The organism is uncultured Adlercreutzia sp. (assembly GCF_958431955.1).
GTDB lineage: Bacteria > Actinomycetota > Coriobacteriia > Coriobacteriales > Eggerthellaceae > Adlercreutzia.
The window spans coordinates 10,311-33,686 of sequence record NZ_CAUASN010000002.1 but is presented as its reverse complement, the minus strand read 5'-3'; the positions used below and the strand labels follow the sequence as shown (position 1 = coordinate 33,686).

Here is a 23,376-nt window from a genome sequence, read left to right as displayed (position 1 = left end):
AAGGACCTGCGCGGTAACGTGGTGGATCGCTACGTGGCCTTCGAGGCCAACAACCAGGTGTTCCTGGACCTGTACAAGGGCGACTACACCGTAAGCTACATCACCCCGGTGAACTCGGACGGCAGCCTGTACATCATGCCGGCCGACCATAAGCTGCTGCTGTCCTCCGATGCGGCCGCCAAGACGGCCAAGAGCGCCACCATGGTGCTGTTCGAGGATCTGGAGCGCGGCGAGAACGTGGTGCTGCTGCCCAACTTCTACGACGCCATCGATGCCATTCCCGCCGGGGCGCTCACCGACCTGACGGGCCTGGGCCTTAATCCGGCCGACTTCCGCGCCACCGCCCAGAAGCACATGGCGGACGCCCTGAAGCGCCTGAACGACTCGAAGGTGTCCATCGGCAACAGCTCCAACCCCTACGCCTTCGCCTACACCGGCACCTACGTGGACCGCACCCTGGACGACTTCTCTGGCGCGACGGCCACCACCAACGGCACCGACAAGGCGGCGCTCACCGACGACACCGTGGGAGACGCGGTGGACAACGGCAACTGGAACGACGCCTCCACGCCCGCCTTCGACAAGAAGGGCAACGGCTACTACCAGGTGCTGCACAACAACAAGCTGGCCGTGGTTGAGAAGGAGATGGAGACCAAGGACCCCAACCACGACACCCTGCGCTGCAACTACTCGCACCCTGAGGCGGGCTACACCCTGCGCCACCGCCTGGGCATGATGGAGACCTCCTATCTGCGCGGCACCAAGCTGGAGACGCCCTACACCGACGCCGACGGCGCGAGCCACCGCTGGATCTTCGCCTACGACCAGGACGACCGCGGGGCGAACTATCCCGCCAGCTTCCGCCAGAACGGCAACGCCACCGACATTCCCAATGGCCAGCTGTACGCCGGCGACTACGTGGAGTACACGCTGAAGATCAAGGCCGGTGCGCGCGACCAGTACGACGGGCTCGCGCTGCCGCTGCAGGCCATCGACGGCCGCTTCGAGACGGCCACGGGCCAGCGCATCGTGGGCTGGGAAGTGGTGCAGTGGACCGACGGCGCCGGCAAGGCGGTGCCGGGAAGCCAGGCCTCCAACACCGCCAACGGCCTGGCCGTGACGGCTCAGCTGGTGGCCGACGATGGCGCCGGCAACGCCGTGCACGTGCGCGACGCGGCCGCCCGCACCGACCTTTCCAAGTACAGCTACACCGACGCCTCCGGCGCCACCGCTGACGACGACGGCGCCTTCAACCACATGCTGCTGTTCAAGCTGCGGGGCGCCGACGCCCACGAGCTTGAGCAGGGCGAGTCGGTGACCATCCGCGTCATCACCCAGATGACCGAGGAGAAGGAGACCGCCCCGGCGAACCTGGACGACCCCAACGGCGCCTGGCGCGACGACGACCCCTCCTACTCCGAGGGGGCTGCGCGCGACGTGACCGCCCGCTTCTACGCGGTGGCCGCCCCGCGCCACGGCTTCGCCCAGTACAAGGCCGCCTACAACGGTACCGACGTGACGGGCCGCACCTCGGGCAGCTCCATCATGAACGCCAACACCTCGCCGGACAGCCCCAACGTGTTCGGCACGGTGCAGACCTTCACCGAGCGCGCCGACGGAAGCGCCATCGGCTCCATCGGCGCGGCCGAGTGCCCCATCTCCTACAGCTTCTCGAACACCGACGTGACCCTGGCGGGCCTGGACGGTGATGCGGTGAAGAAGCAGCTGGCGGCGCACAACTACGCCAACGTGCGCTTCCACACCCATCCCCAGAACAACATCACGGTGTCCACGGCCTTCATCGACAAGCTGCCCACCAACCCCAGCAAAGTGGCCGAGACCGACGGCAACCGCATGCAGGCCACCGTGGGCGGTATCGCGAACACCACGGCGCATACCGCCGACATGACGGTGACCGTGTCGTTCATGCAGGACGTGGCCGGCGCCACGGGCGCCGTGACGGGCTACAAGAAGATGTTCGAGCTCACCTCGGCGCCGCACGTGGCCGCCACCGACACCCTGCTGGTGGACGGCGGCTACGCGGGCCTGCCGAACTCGAACCTGAAGAACATGTTCCCGGCTGCCGGGGCCGCCGCCGGCGACGACAGCAGCGCCATCGGCGCCGACAAGATGCCCTACGACGCCAGCGGGCGCCCGCGCATCAAGGTGGAGTACTTCGTGCCCCAGACCAAGCTGACGGTGCTCGGCTCCGCCTCCTCCGGCACGGCGGCCGATCCCGCGGCCGGCGCGGCCAACCAGGGCCAGGGCGTGCAGGGCACCATCACCAACGACTACCTCGACTACCGTCCCACCGCGGGCGGCACGGCCACGGGCAGCGCCCCCTCCGGCAGCGCCGATGCCACCACCGACGAGGCCCTGCGCGGCAACTGGTACTCCGAGGAGGAGCTGGAGAAGATCTTCAACGCCGCGAGCCAGGAGGCCACCGACGAGGGCCATACCGCCAACGGCAACAAGTTCCGCGACGTGACCGCGGTGCGCTGGACCTACTACGACGTGCCCGGCTACTCCACCTACAACGGCAGCGGCATCGGCACGGCCGTGGGCTACGCGCTGCCCAACGTGGTGCTCGACGGCGTCGCCCGCTACCAGGACATCCGCCTGGACAACACCGGCGCGGCCATCTCCACCGGCACCGAGCAGGCCAACAAGTGGACGGGCACCCTGAAGACCGATCTGGCCTTCACCCACTTCCACAACGAGAACACCGTGCTCTCCTTCCTCGGCGACGGCGGCACGCGCCCCGATCCGGCGGCCACCACCTACGCGGACGACCCGCTGAACAAGCCGGCCGACCTCGACCACGTGAGCGCGCCTCTGGGCACCTCCGATGCCGCCGTGACCCACGGCACCCTGCTCACCAAGCAGGACGAGAACAAGGACACCACCCGCGTGGTGTACCGCCGCACGCCCATCATGCGCTTCCAGAACCAGGCCTTCCAGACCGAGGCCCAGGTGAACGAGGCCTCCGGCAGCAAGTACCTGCCGTGGAAGACGGTGGGCTCGACGGCCTCCAACTCCACCTACTACCCGGACGCCGAGCAGAAGACCGGTTATGTGCCCGGCGAGACCTTCTGGTACAAGGACACGCTCGTCAACGTGCCCATGGGCACCAACTCCGGCGTGACCGAGCTGGAAGGCGAGTTGTACAACCCGGTCATCTACGAGCGCATCCCGGTGGACTACCTGAAGCAGGCCGCCGTGGAGGCGGGCGTGGCCGGCGACGAGATTGACGCCGACTACCTGGCCGCCCTGCTGGAGAACCGCATCAAGTGGACCAACCGCGACGATGAGGACGTGTACGCCAGCCGCACCCGCGGCATGAAGCTGCAGGTGACCGCCATCGACGAGGGCCAGCAGAAGGACGTGGGCGGCAACATGGTGTACCGCCAGAACGCGAGCGCGCCCTACCGTTACTTCAGCGATATGGATCCGCGCAACTCCAGCTACGACACCCACTTCGTCACCTTCAAGATTCAGTGGGTGGCCGATGGGGACGTGGACGCGGGCACCGGCTCCGAGGTGTCCGATGTGGATCAGGCCTCCCGTCCGGTGGATCAGATCCAGCCCGGCTCCACCCGCATGGAGGTGGGCGATGTCATCGAGCTGTGGTTCCCCGTGCAGGCGGCCGTCGACGGGCTGCCCCAGGTGTACATGGGCCGCGGGCTGACCAATGTGAACGACCTGCTGACCGGCGCGTCCTACACCGGCCTCGAGCCGTCGTACTTCCCGCGCATCGGCGAGTACTATTACTACCCCTACCAGAACAACAACAGCGCTTCCGGGCGCATCAACCCGCTGAACACTGCCAGCAACGGCTCCGACTCCGGCGATGGCTACTTCGGCATCGGCGCCTTCCGCGACTGGTGGGGCGCGGTGCGGGTGGCCAACGAGAACATCGTCATGGACATGAGCTACCTCATGCACGAGGCCGCCTTCAGCGGCGACAAGGCCGAGCAGACCGACCTGTGGGAGATGTTCGACGGCTCGCTCGTGTACATCCCCGGCGTGGAGACCAACTACTACCCGCGCGGCGGCTCCGGCGACTGGAACGTGAACAACTGGGGCGTCAACGGCGGCGGCAACAGCTCCAACGGTGCCGAGGGCGGCGTGTTCTTGGACGAAGACGTGAAGGTGACTCGCAACAAGCAGATCGTGCGCTACAGCCCGGTGGCTCCGGGCGGCACCACGGTGGCCGATGCCACCGGCGTGGCCCCCGGCACCACCACGGTGGCGGGCCCCGGCGTGCTGCCGGGCACGCCCCGCTACGAGAACTGGTATGCCGCCAACAGCAACGGAAACGTCGGCAGCTACGGCAACGGCATCAACTACGGCAACGGCATGTCCGGCACCGGCGGCAGCCTGTTCGGCCTCGTGAGCGACAACGGCAGCTCCTTCACGGTGCGTCGCGTGCGCGACTGGTACCAGTACGTGCTGCGTGACCGCATCGTGGGCGACACCATCGAGACCGCCGATGGCGAGAAGGTGCGCAAGGAGGTGGCCTACGCCGGCGAGGGCAACACCGCCACGCCGCTCGTGTGGAGCCAGACCCGCGTGCATCTGCAGAAGGCGTGGCTCGCCACCTCGTCCCAGATGGTGTCCAACGAGAGCAACTACAAGGCCAAGACCCGTTATACCTCCGGGGAAGACCCGCATATCGGCTGGTACATCAACGACAGCCATTACTCTTGGAATGATGTGGAATCGGATACCCGTGGCATGAACCGCAACCAGGCTGTCACGGCCTTGGAGTACAACCAGGACTTCACGAGCCGCCTGACCGCCTACAACTACGGCGACCGCAACCTGGACGGTGTGGAGTTCACCTACATCATGCCCCGCGGCATCGAGCCGAAGATCGAGGTGGCCGACGACCATGCCGACTTGTCCGATCTGACCGTGGCCACCGAATTGGTGAAGAAGCAGGTGAAAGCCCAGCTGCTCTCCGCCACCACCGGCGTGGGTGGCAGCTGGACCGGCGGCACAGCCGAGCAGAGCGGCATTGTGGCCAGCGGCACCTTCGTGGCGGTGCCGGACGACTTCGTGACGGTGGAGGTGCTGCAGACCCCCTACAGCGCCTACGCCGGCTACGACGCCCCCGCCACCATGCAGGATCCCTATCTGAGCGGCGCTGGCAGCGCGAACACCGGCAACTCCGAGGCGGGCACCTACACCAACGTGGCCGCCGAGACCGGCGACTACGTGACCCGCCAGTACGTGGCCGGCACCGACGAGAACGGCGCCGACCCCCGCGGCTTGTACGAGCTGGTGGAAACCGAGGCGGGCAACACGAGCCACCAGAGCGCGTCGTACCGCGACTCCTCGCAGCCCTGGGTCATCCGCGTGACGGTGAACCAGGCGCTCGGCAAGTGGTTCGGCCGCAGCAACGACGGCACCGCTCGCAACGCCGCCGACCCGGATACCGTGAACGTGAACGGCCTTGGCGACGCCTACGCCACCGGCGGCTACCAGCTGCGGGTGAACATCGGCTCCCACGTGTTCGGCAACAACGAATCCGAGATGTGGTACGACCGCGTGCTCGTGCGCCCCGTGGACACCGCGCCGGTGAGCACCGAGGCCGCCTTGAAGACGGGGGAGGAGCCGAGCAAGTCGTCGGCCTACTACAGCATCTTCGACTACGATCATTTCGAGGGCAAGAACGCCGCGGGCGCCGCCCATATGCAAGATGCCGGCATGGATTGGAAGTTCACCATTACCAACTGGTATCACACCGACGACAACCGCCAGCAGCTGGTGGGCTCTCCCAACATGCCCGCCGTTGATGGCTATACCATCCAGAACAACACGGTGCGCATCACCAACGACGACGGCACCCTGCCGGCCGACGACAGCCGCAACATGGGCATGGTCGCCGGCAACGGCGCAGCCGTGGGCGGCATGTGGAGCTACGCCTACAAGATGCCCGAGGAGGCCTACGGCGCCGCGGGCAACGGCGACAGCCCCGTGCTCTACGCCCAGACCGGCACCCGCGCCCAGCAGCGCAAGCCGGTGGTTCGCGTGTGGAACTCCATCGGCGAGGACGGCGTGGGCGCCGACGTGGACAAGTACTACATGGCCAGCGAGTCCGAGACCCGTCAGCTGAACGTGCACGTGGAGAACCGCCACTGGTGGGATCATGTGGCCGGCCAGGTGACCAACTGGTCGTACTACTGGCACAAGGACTACGCGCGCACCCATAACTACTCCATGGACGGCGGCCAGATGGGCAGCCTCATCCTGCCCACGGTGACCATCGTGCTGCCCGAGGGCATGGTGCCCATGCACCGCAACAAGACCGGCGCCCGCCAGCCCTATGGCCTCTGGCCCGGCGTGGTGCAGGAGTTCAAACTGGACGACTGGGAGGTGGCCAACACCCAGGGCGCCACCGCCCTGAACCAGGGCGACCGCGGCAATGCCAACACGCGCATCGACGACGCGGGCAACGAGGACGAGGACTACAAGAAGAGCAACTTCAACGCCACGGTCACCTACGAGCCGGTGGCCGGCGACGACCTCACCGTGAGCTACCGCTTCGTGGTGCGCTTCGAGTCGAAGGCCGACGACCTGAACTGGACGAGCCAGAACATCGGCGGCACCGACGTGGTGGAGCACCGTCTGAAGGCCTATGAGATGGACACCTTCAAGTTCGACATCGCCACCACCGGCGAGCCGCGCTGGGACGAGCAGCCCAACAACATCGAGATGGGCCGCGCCACCGAATCCATCCGCACCTACGTCACCTCCAAGATGACCGGGTATAAGTTCCTCACCGACGAGACGCTCGGCAGCCCCTTCACCGTGGGCTCGCCGGCCGATTGGCAGGGCTTCACCCATGGCGGCAACGGCACCACCTACCTTTCCGACAACCCCTCGTGGGTGGCCGATGCCCGCTTGGACGGCACCAAGGCCAGCTATCCCACCCACTGGAACGGCAACCGCAACGAGGGCACCAACAACATCGCCGACTTCCGCGGCGCCTCCTGGTATTATTGGAGCTACGCCACCCGCCTTGCCTACGAGTTCGACTACGAGAAGAACCTCGCCTGGGACGGCGACCATCTGCGGGACACCTACGAGAATATGTCCTATGGTTCGTTCGCCAACATGCGCAACTTCCGCAACAGCTCGGGCGGCAACTACAACGACGTGATGAACCTGGGCGCGCTGCCCCAGAACTACTACTTCAGCGGCAGCGCCGCCGCCGGCAGCGAGACCGTGGACGGCGTGATGCGCAACCGCTTCATCGGCTACATGGGCAGCTACACCGAAACCGCCGGCACCTCCGTGAACTACCACGAGCTGTACGGCGAGCAGACGCTGTCCACCAGCAAGACGCCGCTCGTGACCTACGTGGCCGACGCCGACAGCCTCACGCCCACGGCCGCGGGCATCAACGTGTCGGAGTACAAGAACCGCACCCAGTACGCCCTGTCCCAGGCCACCACCCAGGGCCTGAACGGCAACGGCGTCGCCACGGTGACCGAGAAGTTCGCCACCAAGGTTCGCAAGACCGTCGACGGCGTTGCCACGGTGGAGGAGAGCCAGGCCACCCACACCGACGCCGGCGTGTTCGCCGCCATGCGCGTGCGCCTGAAGACCCCCACCCTGAGCAGCGCCTTCGAGGTGGAGACCACGCCCGCCGACATGCCCAGCGACGACGCGTCCGATCCCGACAACACCACGGCCAGCACCACCACCGGCAAGGGCGCCACCGACGGCCAGACCCTGGACAACGCCGGCCGCGTGACCGCCACCGGCAGCGAGAACGCCAACGCGCCCTTCTCCTACGACGACGAGCTGTGGTTCGCCTCCACCTTGAAGGTGGGCCCCGAGACCGTCACCGATGTGGGCGGCACGGGCGACATCAACCATGCCAAGCTGGTGTTCACGGTGAACCTGCCGAGCCAGGTGACCTTCTACGACAAGCAGAAGCTGCTCAACATCCTGGACAGCTACGAGTCGGTGACCGAGCAGGACGACGGCGCCCTGCCGGGCAACACCGTCACCACGGCCCAGGGACCGCTGACACTGCCGAGCCTGGCGAGCGCCCGCTACAAGGCCACCCAGCCGACGGCCGCCCAGCAGGCCGCCGCCTTCGAGCGCCTGCTCACCAGCTACGAGGGCGACAACTATCCCTTCTACGTGGAATACGCCCACGTGAAGTACAACTACGTGGACGAGATTGACGAGGAGGGCAACGCCACCGGCCGCATCCTGCGCGAGCCGGCCGGCACCACCTACGAGAAGCTCACCCCCAAGCAGCTGATCGAGAAGGGCTGGACGGTGAACATCCGCACCCAGCCCGACTACGACGCCAACAACTACTCGGCGAGCGACTACGCCAAGCCCGACGTGGACGATCCCACCGACGTGGTGAAGCCGGCCACCAAGGTGGAGAACGCCGACGGCAGCTGGACCATCACCGATCAGGGCTCCACCTCCAAGCCGCGCTCCCATGCGGGCGAGGTGCTCGTGTTCGAGCTCGCGCCGCCCGATGACGCCCGCGACAGCGAGTTCGCGCGCCACCATTCCCAGATGGAGGCGTACTGGGACGGCGTGAAGGCCGACGGCTGCCTGGCCAACGGCGACTCCATCACCCTGAAGCTGCGCACCCGCATCGACAACCTGGGCAGCGAGGACACGGCCATGGAGGGCCTCGTGACCGACGGCAAGGTGGCCAACTACCACGCCCAGGTGAACGCCATCCGCTCCTGGGTGTCCGACAAGTCCACGGCCTACATCACCACCGAGAACCGGGACCTGAGCTTCCTCGACCGCCTCATGGGCTGGACCCACACCTTCGAGGCCGACACGCCCAACCCGTTCGCGGGCGCGGGCGCCCAGGCGAAGGCCGACCCCATCTACGAGCTGACGAAGACCGGCGACGGCACGTGGCGCTACACCGAGTTCACCGGTGCCACCTTCCAGGCCGGGCACACCTACGCCCGTCCCATCGTGGCCTCCGACAGCGGCTATCGTTACGGCGTGGGCGACTTCAACAACCAGAACCCCTACTTCTACAAGTACGGCCGCAACACGAAGCTCTCCTACGACGCGGCCGCCTACGACGACGCCATGACCGGCGACCACATCGAGATGGTCGATCTGGACCACGATAACTGGTACGAGGACAGCGGCATCATCGAGCGCCACCTCACCAACAGCGCCGGCCTGTTCCGCATCCGCAAGCCCTCCGCGAGCGTGCGTGGGGATACCGCCGTGCTCCGCACCGAGGTGACGAGCTCCGACTTCGCGGGCGTGTCGTTCGCCGACGACGGCCACGACGGCGGCGACAACCAGTTCTACCTCACCCAGGCCATCAACACCGGCGCGCCGGTGAACAGCTTCATCGTGGACTGGCAGGTGCCCTGGTGGTCCACCGGCTCCTCCACCGTCACCGACGCCCCCTTCGGCAACAGCGTGGAGGGCGCCAAGAAGCTCGCCATTGGGCGTTTGACCCCCTCCATCCACAGCGTGCAGTCGGGCGTGTGGGAAGTGCCCGGCGCCAACAAGTACGTGCTCACCGACTCCGACGGCACCGAGCACGAGGTGACCGCCAACTACGTGGAGTACCAGGATCTCACTGGCGCCACGGTGGACGGCAACAACGTGTCGGAGTGCTACTACATCGACATCGCCGCCGCTACGGGCACCGTGCGGGTGTACCTGGGCTTCGATGCCAACGGTACCCCCAACCGCTTCTTCTTCCTGAAGACCCACGCCAATACCGGCGTGATGAGCGAGGTGTCCACCCTGGCCTCCTCGAGCGGCAAGAACATGACCGACGTGTACGGCAAGGATCCGGCTTTCGGGGACTTCTTCTATCCTAGCTCGGCTGGCAGCCTCACCATGCGCGCCCGCACCATCGTCGGCATGACCGAGAACGCCGACGGCACCGCCACCGTTACCCTGGAAGACAACGCCGGCACCAAGAGCACCGTCACGCTGCAGCACGGCTACATCTACGGCGAGGAGATTCCCTTCAATCCCAAGGAGGAGATCTTCTACCTGCGCTATCCCACCAAGGCCGGCGCCACCCGCTCGGCACGCCTGAACCTGTCGGAGGACGAGCAGTACATCTACACCTCCAACGACATGATCCTGGACGACGACAACGGCGCCAACAAGTACCAGGCCCGCGTGCGCATTGTTCCCACCATGCACACGGAAGACGACGGCATGGGCGGCACCGTGGTCACCACGGTGTACACCTATGAGCTGCTCTCGGTGAAGCTGGTGTCCGGCGAGGGCGAGGACGTGAACCTCGACGACTACGACATCGACACCAACCTGACCGACGACGTCACCGGCCTCGACCCAGCGCCGCTGTTCTACATCAACCACACGACCGACTTCGCCAACCCGCCCTCCGACCCGCAGATGACCTACAAGGAGGTCCGCGCCAACGAGAGCCACGAGTACACGCCTGCGCCCGGCAGCGCCGAGGCGGCCGAGATGGCCGAGAAGAAGGCGCTCGAGCAGAAGCTGCGCGTGTTCGTGTACGTGCGCGTGGCGAGCGCCGACATCAGCGAGTTCAAGAACGGCTACGAGGAGCAGAACGGCCCGGACTGCATCGCGCACGAGAACTACGCGCTGCCCGGCACCGACGCCGACCGCGACTACTGGTACGGCGAGGACGAGAAGGTGACCGGCGACCACAACACCGCCGACGAGAACGAGGGTACCTGGGTGCTCGTGGGCAGCAAGACCGGATATTCGGTGGCCGACAAGACCAACCACGTGATCGACTTGTACGAGGAGCCGGCGCTGGCCAAGTACGGCCTCGTGTCGGGCAGCTACGACGTGCGCCAGGTGCGCTGGGTCATCAAGGCAGCCGACGGCAAGACCGTGGGCGCCGGCGACGACCTGCCCGCCTACGAGACGCCGGTGCCCCACGGGTTCCGCCTGGCCGTGGACGCCATGCCCTATGACAACTCGAGCCCGCTGACGAAGGAGGCCACGGCGGGCATCCAGGAGGCCGACGACATCGACCCGAACCGCATGAACACCGGCTGGGAGTGGCGCAAGAACGCCGACGGCACCTACCAGACCCGCGAGGGCATGGCCTGGGTTGAGAAGGCCGACGGCACGTGGTCCTACGAGATGTCGAGCGACATCAAGGTCACCAAGGCCAAGACCTTCCTGCCCGTGTCCATCACCCAGAACGCCGCCGGCGTGTCCGGCAGCGCGTTCGTGGTGGACGACCCCTCCACCGACACCGACCAGGGCACCTACAGCGAGCATGTCGGCAACCCGAACCACGCCCACACGCTGCGCGCGGCCTCCGTCACCGGCGCGAGCGCGCTGGGAGTGGGCGCCTCCCGCATGCAGGTGATGGTGGACGACGACGTGCCGGCCGAGGTGGCCGACCAGATCGCCCAGAGCCTGAGCAGCGCCGGCACCCCGGAGGTGGTCACGGTGGCGGCCGATGCCATCGATCCCGATGACGAGGGCATCTCGCTGCTTGACGAGGGCAGCGGCGGCGCCACCATCCATGAGTGCGAGCACGAGAAGGACGCCAACGGCTACTGCGTGTACCACCACGAGTCCGACGGCGATCCGAACAATCCGGAGAGCTACTGCGCCAAGTACCATAACGTGCATCTGGAAACCTCAACCAACAAGCTCGTGTGCGACGAAGACAAGTGCGATCACGACACCGACCCCGAACGCGACTGCTGCAAGGCGCGCCCCACGGTGAGCGACCCCAACGGCGGCTCGAGCGTGTGGTCCACCGCCGCCCATATCAACCACTTCGTGTCCGCCGTGCCGCGCTACGACGACACCAAGTTCGTGGAGACCGAGCGCGACCGCGTGGGCTTCTACCGCGATCCCGAGTACCCCTACCTGCGCGTGTTCGCCACCCAGGCTTACTACAACGGCACCGGCGAGTCCAGCTACAGCTGGAACTCCGGCAAGCCCGCCATCGAGGTGGACAACTCCCGCATGATGCGCTTCACCATCACGCTGAACAACCTGTCGAAGGCCCAGCTGAAGTACTTGGGCGTGGGCGGCAGCCCCTCGGTGGACTACTGCACCAACCCCCAGATCTCCATGCTGCTGCCCTTCATCGAGGGCTTCGGCGCCGCCGCCGGCATGGATGTGAACAGCTTCCAGTACATTCCCAACTCGGTGGTGGACGCCAAGACCGCCGCCGACGCCCTGAACGGCTCGGGAAGCCTGTCGGCCAACTGGCTCATGGGCACGGGCGTGGCCCCCGACACCGCTAACAAGTACCAGTTCGTGGATGCGGTGGGCACCCCCGGCATGGCCGGCTACGTGCCCGGCGCCATCAAGGCGGTACCCTACAACACCCCCGGCGCCTACGAGAAGTGGGTGTTCGGCAACACCGAGGCCACCCGCACCGAGGTGTATGTCGATCGCGGCACCGACGCGAACGGCAAGCCCTACACCGATCTCATCATGGGCTCCTACATCAACCGCGACGGCAAGCTCATCCGCGGCTCCGTGTCGCGGCTCATGGATCCCAACGCGCTCGAGGACATCAAGGCCAAGGTGGATGCCGGCTACGTGCTGGACAAGGACAACAACCCCACCCAGGCCACCGACGACAACGGCCGCCCGCTGTACTACACCAACTCCGAGGGCGACTACACCGATGAGAACGGCAACCTGCTCGGGCCCGACGACGCGCCGGTGCCCATCCTCGCCACGCGCGTGTACTGCCCGCTGAACGCGAGGTTCAGCTCGGAGTCCATCCGCGTGAACACCTACGAGATGGACGACGAGGGCAACATCGCCTACGACGAGGGCGCCGAGCTCGTGGCCGGCCTCGAGGGCCAGCTCGACATGAACGGCAACCCCATCGACTTCAGCGCCTACGACGTGGACGCCGACGGCTACCTCATCGACAAGGCCACCAAGGAGCGCGTGCTGGGCATGAAGCCCATCACCAAGTCGGTGACGCTGAAGTCGGCCGAGGCCATCAACGACGCGGTGCCCGTGTGGACCTACCGCGTGGCCACTTTCGACGACCAGCTGAACATGAAGAGCACCCTGCCGGTGTCCTCCACCACCCCGCAGCTGAACGACCCGAGCCTCTACCACGCCGTGCGCAACACCGACGGCGGCATGCGCGTCGAGGACAAGATCGGCAACGTGGTGGCCGTGAAGGACGAGGACGGCAACGTCATCAAGGAAGTGAACTACAACCGCAAGTTCATCAACTGGCGCTTCACCGGCGAGACCCGCCAGGGCACCAACGGCTCCTACACGGCCCGCGGCCGTCTGGGCATGGGCCAGGGCATCGTCATCGAGATGCTGATGCCCGTGCGCCCCGACGCCGACGCCTCCATTCCCCAGGAGCTCCTCACCACCACCGGCTTCGGCTACAAGGAAGGCAACTTCAACGGGTACGTTCCCTCCACCCAGGACACCACCGACCGTGTCTCGCTCATCCGCGACGACCGCGACGTGAACCTGGACGGCCAGACCGACCAGAAGCAGATCGCCCACCAGCTGACCGCCGTAGGCTTCAAGAGCAATGAGAACATCGCCCAGAAGCACACCTCGAGCACCATCCTCGACTCGCTCAAGACCAAGGACGGCGACGGCCCGGCCGCGGTTCCCGAGGGCACCGGCTACACCTACACCATGAGCGCGGTGAACACCGGCACGAGCGAGGAGTCGGCCACGGGCAACATCTGGACCACTTTCCTGAACGTGCTGCCCTACGAGAACGACACGCTGAACATCCGCAAGCAGAACCGCAACAGCACCTGGTCGGGTTGGGTGACCAGCCTCGACTCCATCCAGCTGATGCGCTTCGACCCGAAGGACCTCGCCAACCCCGAGGGACGCCTCATCCCCATCGACGACGAGAGCGCGAGCGTGTGGGTGGGCCCCTTCGCCATCAGCCGCGACGGCAGCAGCATCACCCGCCTGTCCCAGGGCGCCCTCACCTACAAGACCGATGAGAACGGCGTCGTGACGCTGAAGACCGGCCTGAACGACGAGGAGCACCCGACTGTCATCGGCATCGCGCACCCGACCTACCCGTTGGGGCAGAACACCGCCAACCAGCTCATCCAGACCTGGATGAACCAGAAGAGCGCCAGCGACGAGGAGATGGAGACCATCGGCATGGTCAACCTCAACGACCTGCGCGCCTACATCGAGAACAACCCCGAGCAGGAGGCCGAGCTTCTGAAGGGCATCCAGTTCATCTGGGCCAAGCTGCTCGACACCAAGCTGTACCTCTCGGCGCTCGGCTGGATCCGCATGACGGTGGACATGCGCGCGCCGCTGAACCTTCCCAAGTACAACGGCGACATCACCGGCAAGCCCGAGTTCGACATGAACCTGGACGAGGACGCCGACAACGCCGACGCGGCGGCGCGCCTGGCCGAGGTCACCCAGTGGAACTCGTTCGCCCAGCGCATCACCCGCGACGGCATCCGCGACACGAACCGCTCGTTCATCGAGACCCACCTGGCGGGCACCTTCATCGACGCGCCCGACAAGAAGGGCTACATCGGCGACTACGTGTGGATCGATCCGGACTGGAACACCGACCAGGACGACACCGAGGGCAAGCTCGTGGGCATCGACGGCTACGGACGCGTGGTGACCCTCGACCGCAAGGGAGAGCCGGTCTACGACTCCGACGTGCAGCTCGACGCCTTCGGCGAGCCGGTGGACCCGCTGGCCCGCGTCCAGCGCCGGACCACCTACCACAAGGCGCCCAACGGCCGCTACCTGCCGGCGACGGAGAAGGGCTTCACCGTGGTCGACCAGGACAGCGAGCCCTCCCGCGACGAGTTCAACTCCATGAAGCTGTACTACAGCTACCGCGACGACGCCAACGCCGCCTGCTCGGTGTCCGACATCTACACCGACGTGGACTTCGATGGCGAGCCGGAGGATCCGGGCGTGAACGGCGTGCTCGTGGAGCTGCTCAACGAGTACGGCAACCCGGTCAACCGCGACGGCGTGGTGTCGGTGCAGGTGTGCGACGACAAGACCAACAACGAGAGCCGCTGGGTGGAGGGCGACCCGGTGACGGGCCTTCCGGTGCTCAACGAGACGGAGAGCTACACGGCGGCCACCTCCGGCGCCCCCTACACCTTCACCACCGAGAGCGACTACTACGACAACGACGGCTACTATATCTTCTCCTGCCTGGAGCCGGGCAAGTACCGCCTGCGCTTCACCTTCCCCGACGCCTACAAGACCTACGCGCTGACCACCAAGCGCATCGGCCCCGATGCCGACGGCGACGGCGAGCCCGACGTGGCGATGACCGTGGACCGCAGCAACGGCAAGCTCGTGGCCACCTCCGACGCCTTCGAGGTGGAGGGCGTGGACTACGACCCCGAGAAGTTCAAGAAGGGCGAATGGGATGCGCTGCACGCCGCCTACGACGCCGCGGCCACGAGCTACGACGTGGGCATCGCGCGCCCGGTCACCTACACCGGCGTGGTGTTCCGCGACGACATGGAGGAGAACCCGGACAACCCCGAGGTTCCCTACGTGGAGGAGGATCCCGCCGACATCAACGGCGTGCTGGACACCTCGGGGGTCGACCTGGATCTGGCCGACCCGGTGGACGCCATGAACTCCGGCAAGCCCAACAAGGAGCTGCGCCTGGCCAACATGAAGGTGACCCTGTTCGAGTACGAGCAGGTGATCAACCCCACCACCGGCAAGGTGGAGGACCGCTACGGCTGGGGCATGGACCCGGAGGACGGCGTGCTGAAGAACGGCGTGGTGCCGGCGACCGACGCCGACGGCAACCCGACCACCACGGTGACCGGCGCCAACGGCTACTTCGAGTGGACGCTCGTGCCCGACAAGCGCTACGTCATCGTGGCGGAGGACACCCGCCAGCGCCTGCTGAAGCCGAGCGTGTACACCTGGGACGACAGCGCGCTCACCTATCCCACGATCACCTGGAACGGCGGCGCGAAGCGCTGGCAGACCGGGGTGTGGGACAACGATTTGCGCCTGGAGAGCGGCATCGCCCGCACCAAGCCCTTCACCTCCAAGGTGCCGGTGGACGATAACGGCGTCATGCTGCTGGAGGTTCCCGGCAACCCAGACGAGGGCTACCAGGTGCAGCACAAGTTCGCCCTCGGCTGGGTGGACGGCACCAAGGGGTACCTGGGCAACTACATCTGGAACGACGCCGACTACGACGGCCTGCAGGGCATGAGCGAAGAGGGCATCGGCGGTATGAAGGTGTGCCTCGAGCAGTACTGGTGGAAGCCGAGCAACTACGACGAGCTGCGCGCCAACCCCGACAAGGAACCGAGCATGCAGGGCACGTGGGTGCAGGTGCCCGCCGCCAAGCAGCCCAAGACCACGGTGGAGACCACCACGCCCTCCGGCCAGTACGTGTTCAAGGGCGTGTCCACCTACGTGGCCGACCCCGAGGACGACACCCCCGGCAAGACCGAGGACGAGAAGCTGAAGTTCCTGGCCGGCTACCGCCTGCGCCTCGACCGCGCCACCCTGGCGAGCCACGGGCGCGACTGGGCCACGACGCTGCACAGCCCGTTCACCTCGTCGCTCACGGGCGCGTCCACCCAGCTCGACGAGGAGCTCGACTCCGATGCGAGCAACGTGGCGACCAACAGCTTCTTCCCCGGCAACTTCGACATGAACAGCGGCAACGAGTACATTCGCTACGACTCCACCAACGCCGTGTGGGCCACCTTCGACCCGGCCAACCTGAAGATCCAGGTGGCGGCCGGCAGGGCGAGCGGCACCGAGGGCGTGGCCTTCGACCGCGCCGGCGGCGCGTGGTGGTTCGTGGACCGCGACGGCAACCGCATCGCGCAGACCACCCGCCTCGGCTCGCTGCTCGATCTGCACCTGTCCTCCGACGGCACCCAGTGGGAATGGGTGGACGAGGACGGCAACGCGCACAGCAAGGCCGCCCACGCGGGCAGCTACTATCTGAACGAGGACGGCCTGACGGTGGACACCGACACGTCGCTGAACTCCATGATCGTGGTGGCCAAGGAGATCGAGGCCTTCGGGGATCTGCCCGAGGGCGTGTCGGCCGAGACGGTGCGCACCGTGGCCGGCCCCACGGCCGACGGCCGCGGCACGGTGATGCGCTATGACCTGGCCGACGCCAACCCCATCGAGCACTGGGATGCGGGCCTGGTGGAGGTGCCGCGCTCCAGCGTGGCCGGCCGCATCTGGAACGACGCGAACTACGACGGCGTGCAGGCGAAGACCGGCGACGGCAGCTACAGCCTGGCCGAGGAGCGGCCGGAGACGGCCGATCCGGAGGACGCGGCCTACGACCCCGACGCCGCCGACAAGCTCGCCGGCGCCGACGGCAGCTACTCGCCCTGCGAGCCGGGGCTGGAGGGCCAGACGGTGCTCTTGAGCCAGTGGTACTGGGTGCCCGGCGCCGACGGCGTTTCGGGCCGCTGGGAGCAGAACACCGCCTTCGGGCAGGATCTGCGCACCGCGGCGGTGCCCGGTGCCTCGTCCGTGGAGGGATCCGACGGTGCGGCCCACGGGGCGACCGTCCTGGGCGGCGGCCTCATCTCCCAGGTGACGGGCACCGACGGCAGCTACCAGTTCAACGAGCTGCCCACGGCCTACACCGCCCCCGACGGCACCCACTACCTGGCCGCCTACCGCGTGGCCCTGAAGGAGACCCTCGTCGACGACAACGGCACGCCCGATGACGCCGCCGACGACATCCACTGGCTGCTGACGCGCTACCATGCCGACGACGACGTGCTCGCCGACGCCGACATCGAGAACGCCGAGGGCAACCGGGAGGCGCGGGGCATCGCCATCCAGGGCCGCGAGCTCTTCCGCGGCTCCGACAACAGCGAGCAGTACCTCGTGCGCGCCAACGAGGGCCAGATCATCCTGGCCGACACCATCGACGAGGCCCACCTGAGCTACAACACCGTGACCAAGCGGGAGCTGAGGAAGGACTCGCAGGTGATCGTGGCCGCCGAGGACGTGGCCTGCGGCCTGTCCGAGGTGTCCGGCTTCGAGAACGGCGTCCAGTACGACTGGCTGCGCGCGCGGCCGGGGAACGTGGGCGAGGTCGACGAGGACGGCAACCGCACCGGGCGCGTCATCGACGGCGGCGACGCCGGCATGCTCGAGCCCCCGGTGCAGTCCATCGTGGGCGTGGTGTGGACCGACACCAACAACGACGGCATCCAGAACGAGGTGCCGGTGCTCGACGAGAACGGCGATGAGGTGCTCGACGCCACGGGCGAGCCGGTCATGGAGATGGAGAAGGGCAAGAACGACATCCGTGTGACGCTCGAGCGCTACATTCCGAATATCACCTACGCCGACGACGGCTCCGGCGAGATCGTGGCCATCGACGGCTGGAAGAAGGATCCGGCCTGGGCCGATGCCGACCACACCTGGGAGGACTACGAGGCCGACAACACCGGCGGCATGTCGCTCATCGAGGGCCGCAGCCAGATGACGGCCAACGGCATCGACTCGGAGGGCGAGCAGACCGACGGCGTCTACCGCTTCGACAACCTGCTCACCCAGACCCGGGACGAGTACGACAACGTCATCGTGTACGCCTACCGCGTGCGCGCCACCGACCCGGCCTTCAAGCGCAACGCCTACATGATCGCCAAGTACCTGCGCGGCGACGACTTCACGCTCGACTCCAACTTCCGGCTGAAGGACGCGCTGCTCATGAAGAACGCCGAGACCAACGAGGAGGGCATCGACGAGTACGACGTGCTGCTGAACACCTACCAGCCCGGCATCTCCAACATGGAGAACGTGGTGACCGCCGCGCCCTCCCACAACGACAACCAGGACATCGGCCTCGGCATGAAGGGCCAGCTGGCCGGCGCCGCCGCAGCCCGGGCCCTCGCCCTCGACACGATGCCTCTGCGCGCGGCGCGCGTGGCGGCCCTGGACGCGGTTGCCACCGAGGACCAGTTCGACCCGGCCGACGGATCGGACCGCGCCTACAACGACGCCGGCGTGCTGGACGTGCCCATGCAGACGATCTCGGGCACGTTGTGGCACGACGCGAACTACAACGGCCTGCTCGATACGGGCGAGGAGCCGCTTTCCGGCATCGAGGTGTACCTGAAGGTGTGGCTGTGGAGCGGCGAGGAGAACCGCTGGGTGCGCTACATTCCCAACGTGGGCCCGGTCGATCCGGACGACATCGTGAACGACAAGCCCGGCAACGAGGTGGCGGTGACCGACGAGAACGGCCGCTACGAGTTCACCAACCTGCCGGTGTCGGCCCCGTTCGACTTGGACAACCCGGAGGATCGCAACCTCTACGGCTACACCGTCGAGGTGAACAACAAGAAGTCCGACGACGGCGACTACAGCACCTCCACCAACAGCCTGCCGGTCACGCGCCTTTTGGTGGATTCCTCCGACGGCCTGGCGCCCAACTCCAAGGGCCGCCGCAGCGCCATGAACGACGAGGGCGCCGCGCTCCAGGAGAAGGACGCGGGCCTGGGCGGCGCGGATGTGCGCGACATCTACGACACGGACACCATCCCGGTGGCCTTCGGCGAGTTCAACCGCATCGAGACCTTCGATGACGTGGAAATGGCCGTCGACACGGTATCGGTGGTGGACGGCCGCATCGTGCTGGCCCGCCCCGCCACCGACGACACCGAGGACGTCTACCGCGAGGGACTTATCACCTCCGAGGGCACAGCGCTCGAGTTCGACCTGTCCGAGGGCCACGACCAGGGCGACATGAACGCCGGCTTCGGGCCCTTCAACACCTCGGTCATCCGCGGCATCGTGTGGAACGACGAGAACTACGACGGCCTGCGCAACATGAGCACGCGCCTGGACGGGGAGGACTACCCGGTTGATCTGACCTCTCTGGAGAAGCCGGTGCCGGGCATCGAGGTGTACCTCACCCAGTACTACCAGGATCCCGAGACGGGCGCGTGGGTGCTCAACCGGGAGTTCGGCAACGCCGAATCCTACCTGGGCAACCTGAAGGCCACCGACGCGACGGTGTCGCTCGTGCAGCCCATGGAGGGCATGGAGTACGCCATCCGCAAGTCCTCCGATGCGGCCGATCCGGACTGGAGCTTCGACAAGCTGCAGTGGTTCGCCCTGGCCGGGGCCGATGACGAGGACGGCGATGCCTCCAACGATCCCGTGCAGTGGGCCGAGGAGGCCGCCGGGACCTTCGCCGTGGCGGCCCGCGCCGACGGCGTGACCGAGCCCATCGAGCCGGCCTGCGAGTACGAGGTCATCGGCCGCCGCGTGGTGGGGCATGACGCCTACTGCGCGGAGACGGTGAAGATCCTCACCCGCGGCGCGGCCGTGAAGGCATGGGCGATCGACTACGAGGACGAGGTGGAAGGCGAGGATCCCGCCGATCCCGACCAGACGATCACCACCACGGTGCCCCGCACGCTTGCCGGAACGATTTCCTACCACGACACCACGGCCGAGGTGTCGGTGAGACCCGAGGACATGCTGCCCGAGTCGGCGCCGCTCGGCTGGGAGCTGGGCCTGGCGCCGAAGGGCGAGGAGCCCGCGACGTGGCAGACGCTCGCGTTGCCCGAGGGCGACGCGCCGGCGGACGCGCTCACGCTGAGCTTCGAGGATTTGGCGCCCATGACTGACTACGAGATCCAGGTGCGCAAGGTGGCCGATCCGAACGCGACGGAGCCCGAGGAGCCGGAGGGGCCGGAGAATCCCGAGAACCCCGAGGGCTCGGAGAACCCCGACGAGGGCGACTCCGAGGGCGGCTCCGAAGGCGAGAACCCCGACGAGGGCGCTGTCGTGGCCGCGGCGGACGGGGAGGCCGGCGAGCCCGGTACGGCCGCCATGCCCGTGGTGGGCGCCATCGCCTTCAGGACCTTGAGCGATGTCATCGGCTCCTCGGTGAACTACCTGCCCGAGGGCGCCACCGAGCGCCAGGTCTCCCGGGTGGCGACGCCGGTGGGCGCCCAGGTGGCCCGTACCGATGCGGAGGGCATCTACTCCTTCGGCGACAACGGGCTGCGGGTGCCGAGCTACCTGCAGCTGGACGAGAACGGCAAGCCGGTGGCCTGGGGCGAGCGCGGCGTGAGCGACGAGGTAGTGCTGGTGAGCTACCGCCTCGTGGTGGGCGAGCTGGGCGCCTTCGCGCCGACGCGCCTGCAGGTGGAGCCCTCCCTCGTGCGCGAGGACTCCGACCTCGAGCGCGACGAGAACGGCGTGCTCAACCTGTGCGAGCAATTCGTCGAGCACAGCGCGGTGCGCCGCGACGGCTACGTGCTGGTCTCGGTGCCGGCGGCGGGCACCGACGGCACCCAGCAGTACAACGACGTCTACAACGCCGTGGACTACGACACGCCCCATGCGCTGAACGCCCAGCGCGGCGGCGACGCGGGCCTGAAGGCCATCACCCGCGCCTCCATCTCCGGTTGCGTGTGGCGCGACGGCAACCATGACGGCATCCGCGCCGAGGGCGAGCCGGGTATCGCCGGCGTGCCCGTGGAGCTGACGCGCTACTGGTACGACGCCGAAGCCGACCGCTGGATCTACGACGCGGCCTTCAACGACGCCGAGGGCGATCTGGCCTACGAGCGTCGCCAGCTCTCCGCCGAGGACGGCTCCTGGAAGTTCGAGGAGCTGGAGGCCACGGGCACTAAGATGCGCGACGAGGAGGAGATCAACGTCGTGTACGGCTACCGGGTGCACGTGCTCTCGGTGCCCGGCGGCTACGGCATCTCCCCGATGAAGCGCGGGGGAGACGCGACGGTCAACTCCGACCTCGACGAGAACACCACCCGCCTCATTCCCGATGAGCCGGTGGACGGCCTGATCGTGCTCTCGATGAACCGCCAGGTCGGCGAGCCTGCCGAGCGCGTCATCGCCGACGGCCCGGACGGGCTGGAGTGGTCCATGGCCGCCGTGCACGACTCCGAGTTCAACGACACTGGCCTCATCCCCCATGCCGGCACCACCATCAGCGGCGTGGTGTTCGACGACGCGGCCGAGGACGGCATCCTGGACGACGATGACGAGCGTCTGGAGGATCGCGAGGTGTGGCTGGAGCGCACCATCGTGAGTGCCGACGACGCCATGGACGCTGGCTGGCTGTCGCGGGTCGGCGACGGTGTGGCCGGTTGCGACCTCAACGCCGCCGGCGAGCCGCTGGAGCTGTCGGAGCGCTACTACGACGCGCTGCCGGCGGGCATCGCCAAGCAGCTCGCGCGCGACCACAACGCCCGCGACTTCGACACGCGCGACAAGAACGACCCGGCTCCCGAGGTTCCCGATACGCCGGCCGATCCCGAGGTTCCCGATACGCCGGCTGACCCCGATGTGCCTGCGGATCCCGAGGAGCCCACAGGACCCGAGAGCCCGACCGATCCCGATGAGTCCGAGGGCACGGAGGAACCGACCGATCCCGAGGGTCCGGAGTCTCCCGAGCCCCCCGAGCCCGAGGGGCCGGAGGCCGGCGACGAGACGCCCGCCTCCCGCATCGCGGCGGCGCTGGCGGTTCTGCTCGAGGTCGCCGACGATGCCGGTACCGATGCCGGCGAGCCTCCCGCGTTCGGCGGGGACGCGGATACCGAGGAGCCTGCGGGCCCCGAGGGCGATGCGGGCGATTCCGAGGGCGACCCGACCGATGACCCGACCGATGACCCGACCGCGCCCGAGGGCGACCCCTCCGTTCCCGACGACGCGGCGTCGTATATGGTGTACGCCGATCCCGATGCGGCCCAGGCGGCCCTGCTGCCGCCGGGCGAGCGGTTGGAGGAGGACGGCATCCTGCACACGGGCGAGTGGGAGCGCGTGGCTGCCACCACGACCGACGAGGAAGGTGCCTACGCCTTCGCCGGCGTGCCCGTGGCCGACCAGTACGGTCGCCCCTACAGCTACCGCGTGCGCATGGTGAAGCCCGATGACGCCCGCTACGTGCCGCTCAACGTCGGCAGCGACCGCAACGTCGACAACGACTACGCGCACCTGAACGTGCTGGGCTCGCTGACCGAGGAGGCCGAGGGCACGACCGGGGTGCTGCCGACGACGACGGTGCGCTCCCAGGGCGTGAACGCCTACGGCCACGCCTACGCGGTGCTTGCCGGCTACAGCTGGACCCGCGATGCGGGCACCTCGGTGGATCTGGGCATCCACGTCCCCATCGAGGAGGAGCCCGACCCGGAGGTTCCCGTCGTCGACGATCCGACCATCGACGATCCGGCGCCTGTGCCTGGCGAGGACGACGACTGGTTGACGAAGATCACGCGACTGGCGCTGCCCCAGACCGGCGACCCGCTGTCGTTCGTGCGGTTCCTGCTGTTGCTCGTGGCCGGGGCGTCCCTCATCGCGCTCCTTGCCGCGCTGGTGCGGCGCCGGCGGGAGGAGCAGGAGGATGATGCCGTCGCTCCCGCCTAA

At 67.4% G+C, this 23,376-nt stretch carries 1 protein-coding gene (cut by a window edge); it reads left to right on the top strand.

The window, feature by feature from the left end; genetic code table 11:
* Positions 1 to 23,376 carry the 3' portion of an SdrD B-like domain-containing protein gene (locus tag Q5064_RS01065; protein WP_302961538.1) on the top strand. Its footprint begins 14,481 nt before the window's first position, so only the last 23,376 of its 37,857 coding nucleotides appear in the window; its start codon lies beyond the left edge, outside the window; its stop codon occupies positions 23,374 to 23,376.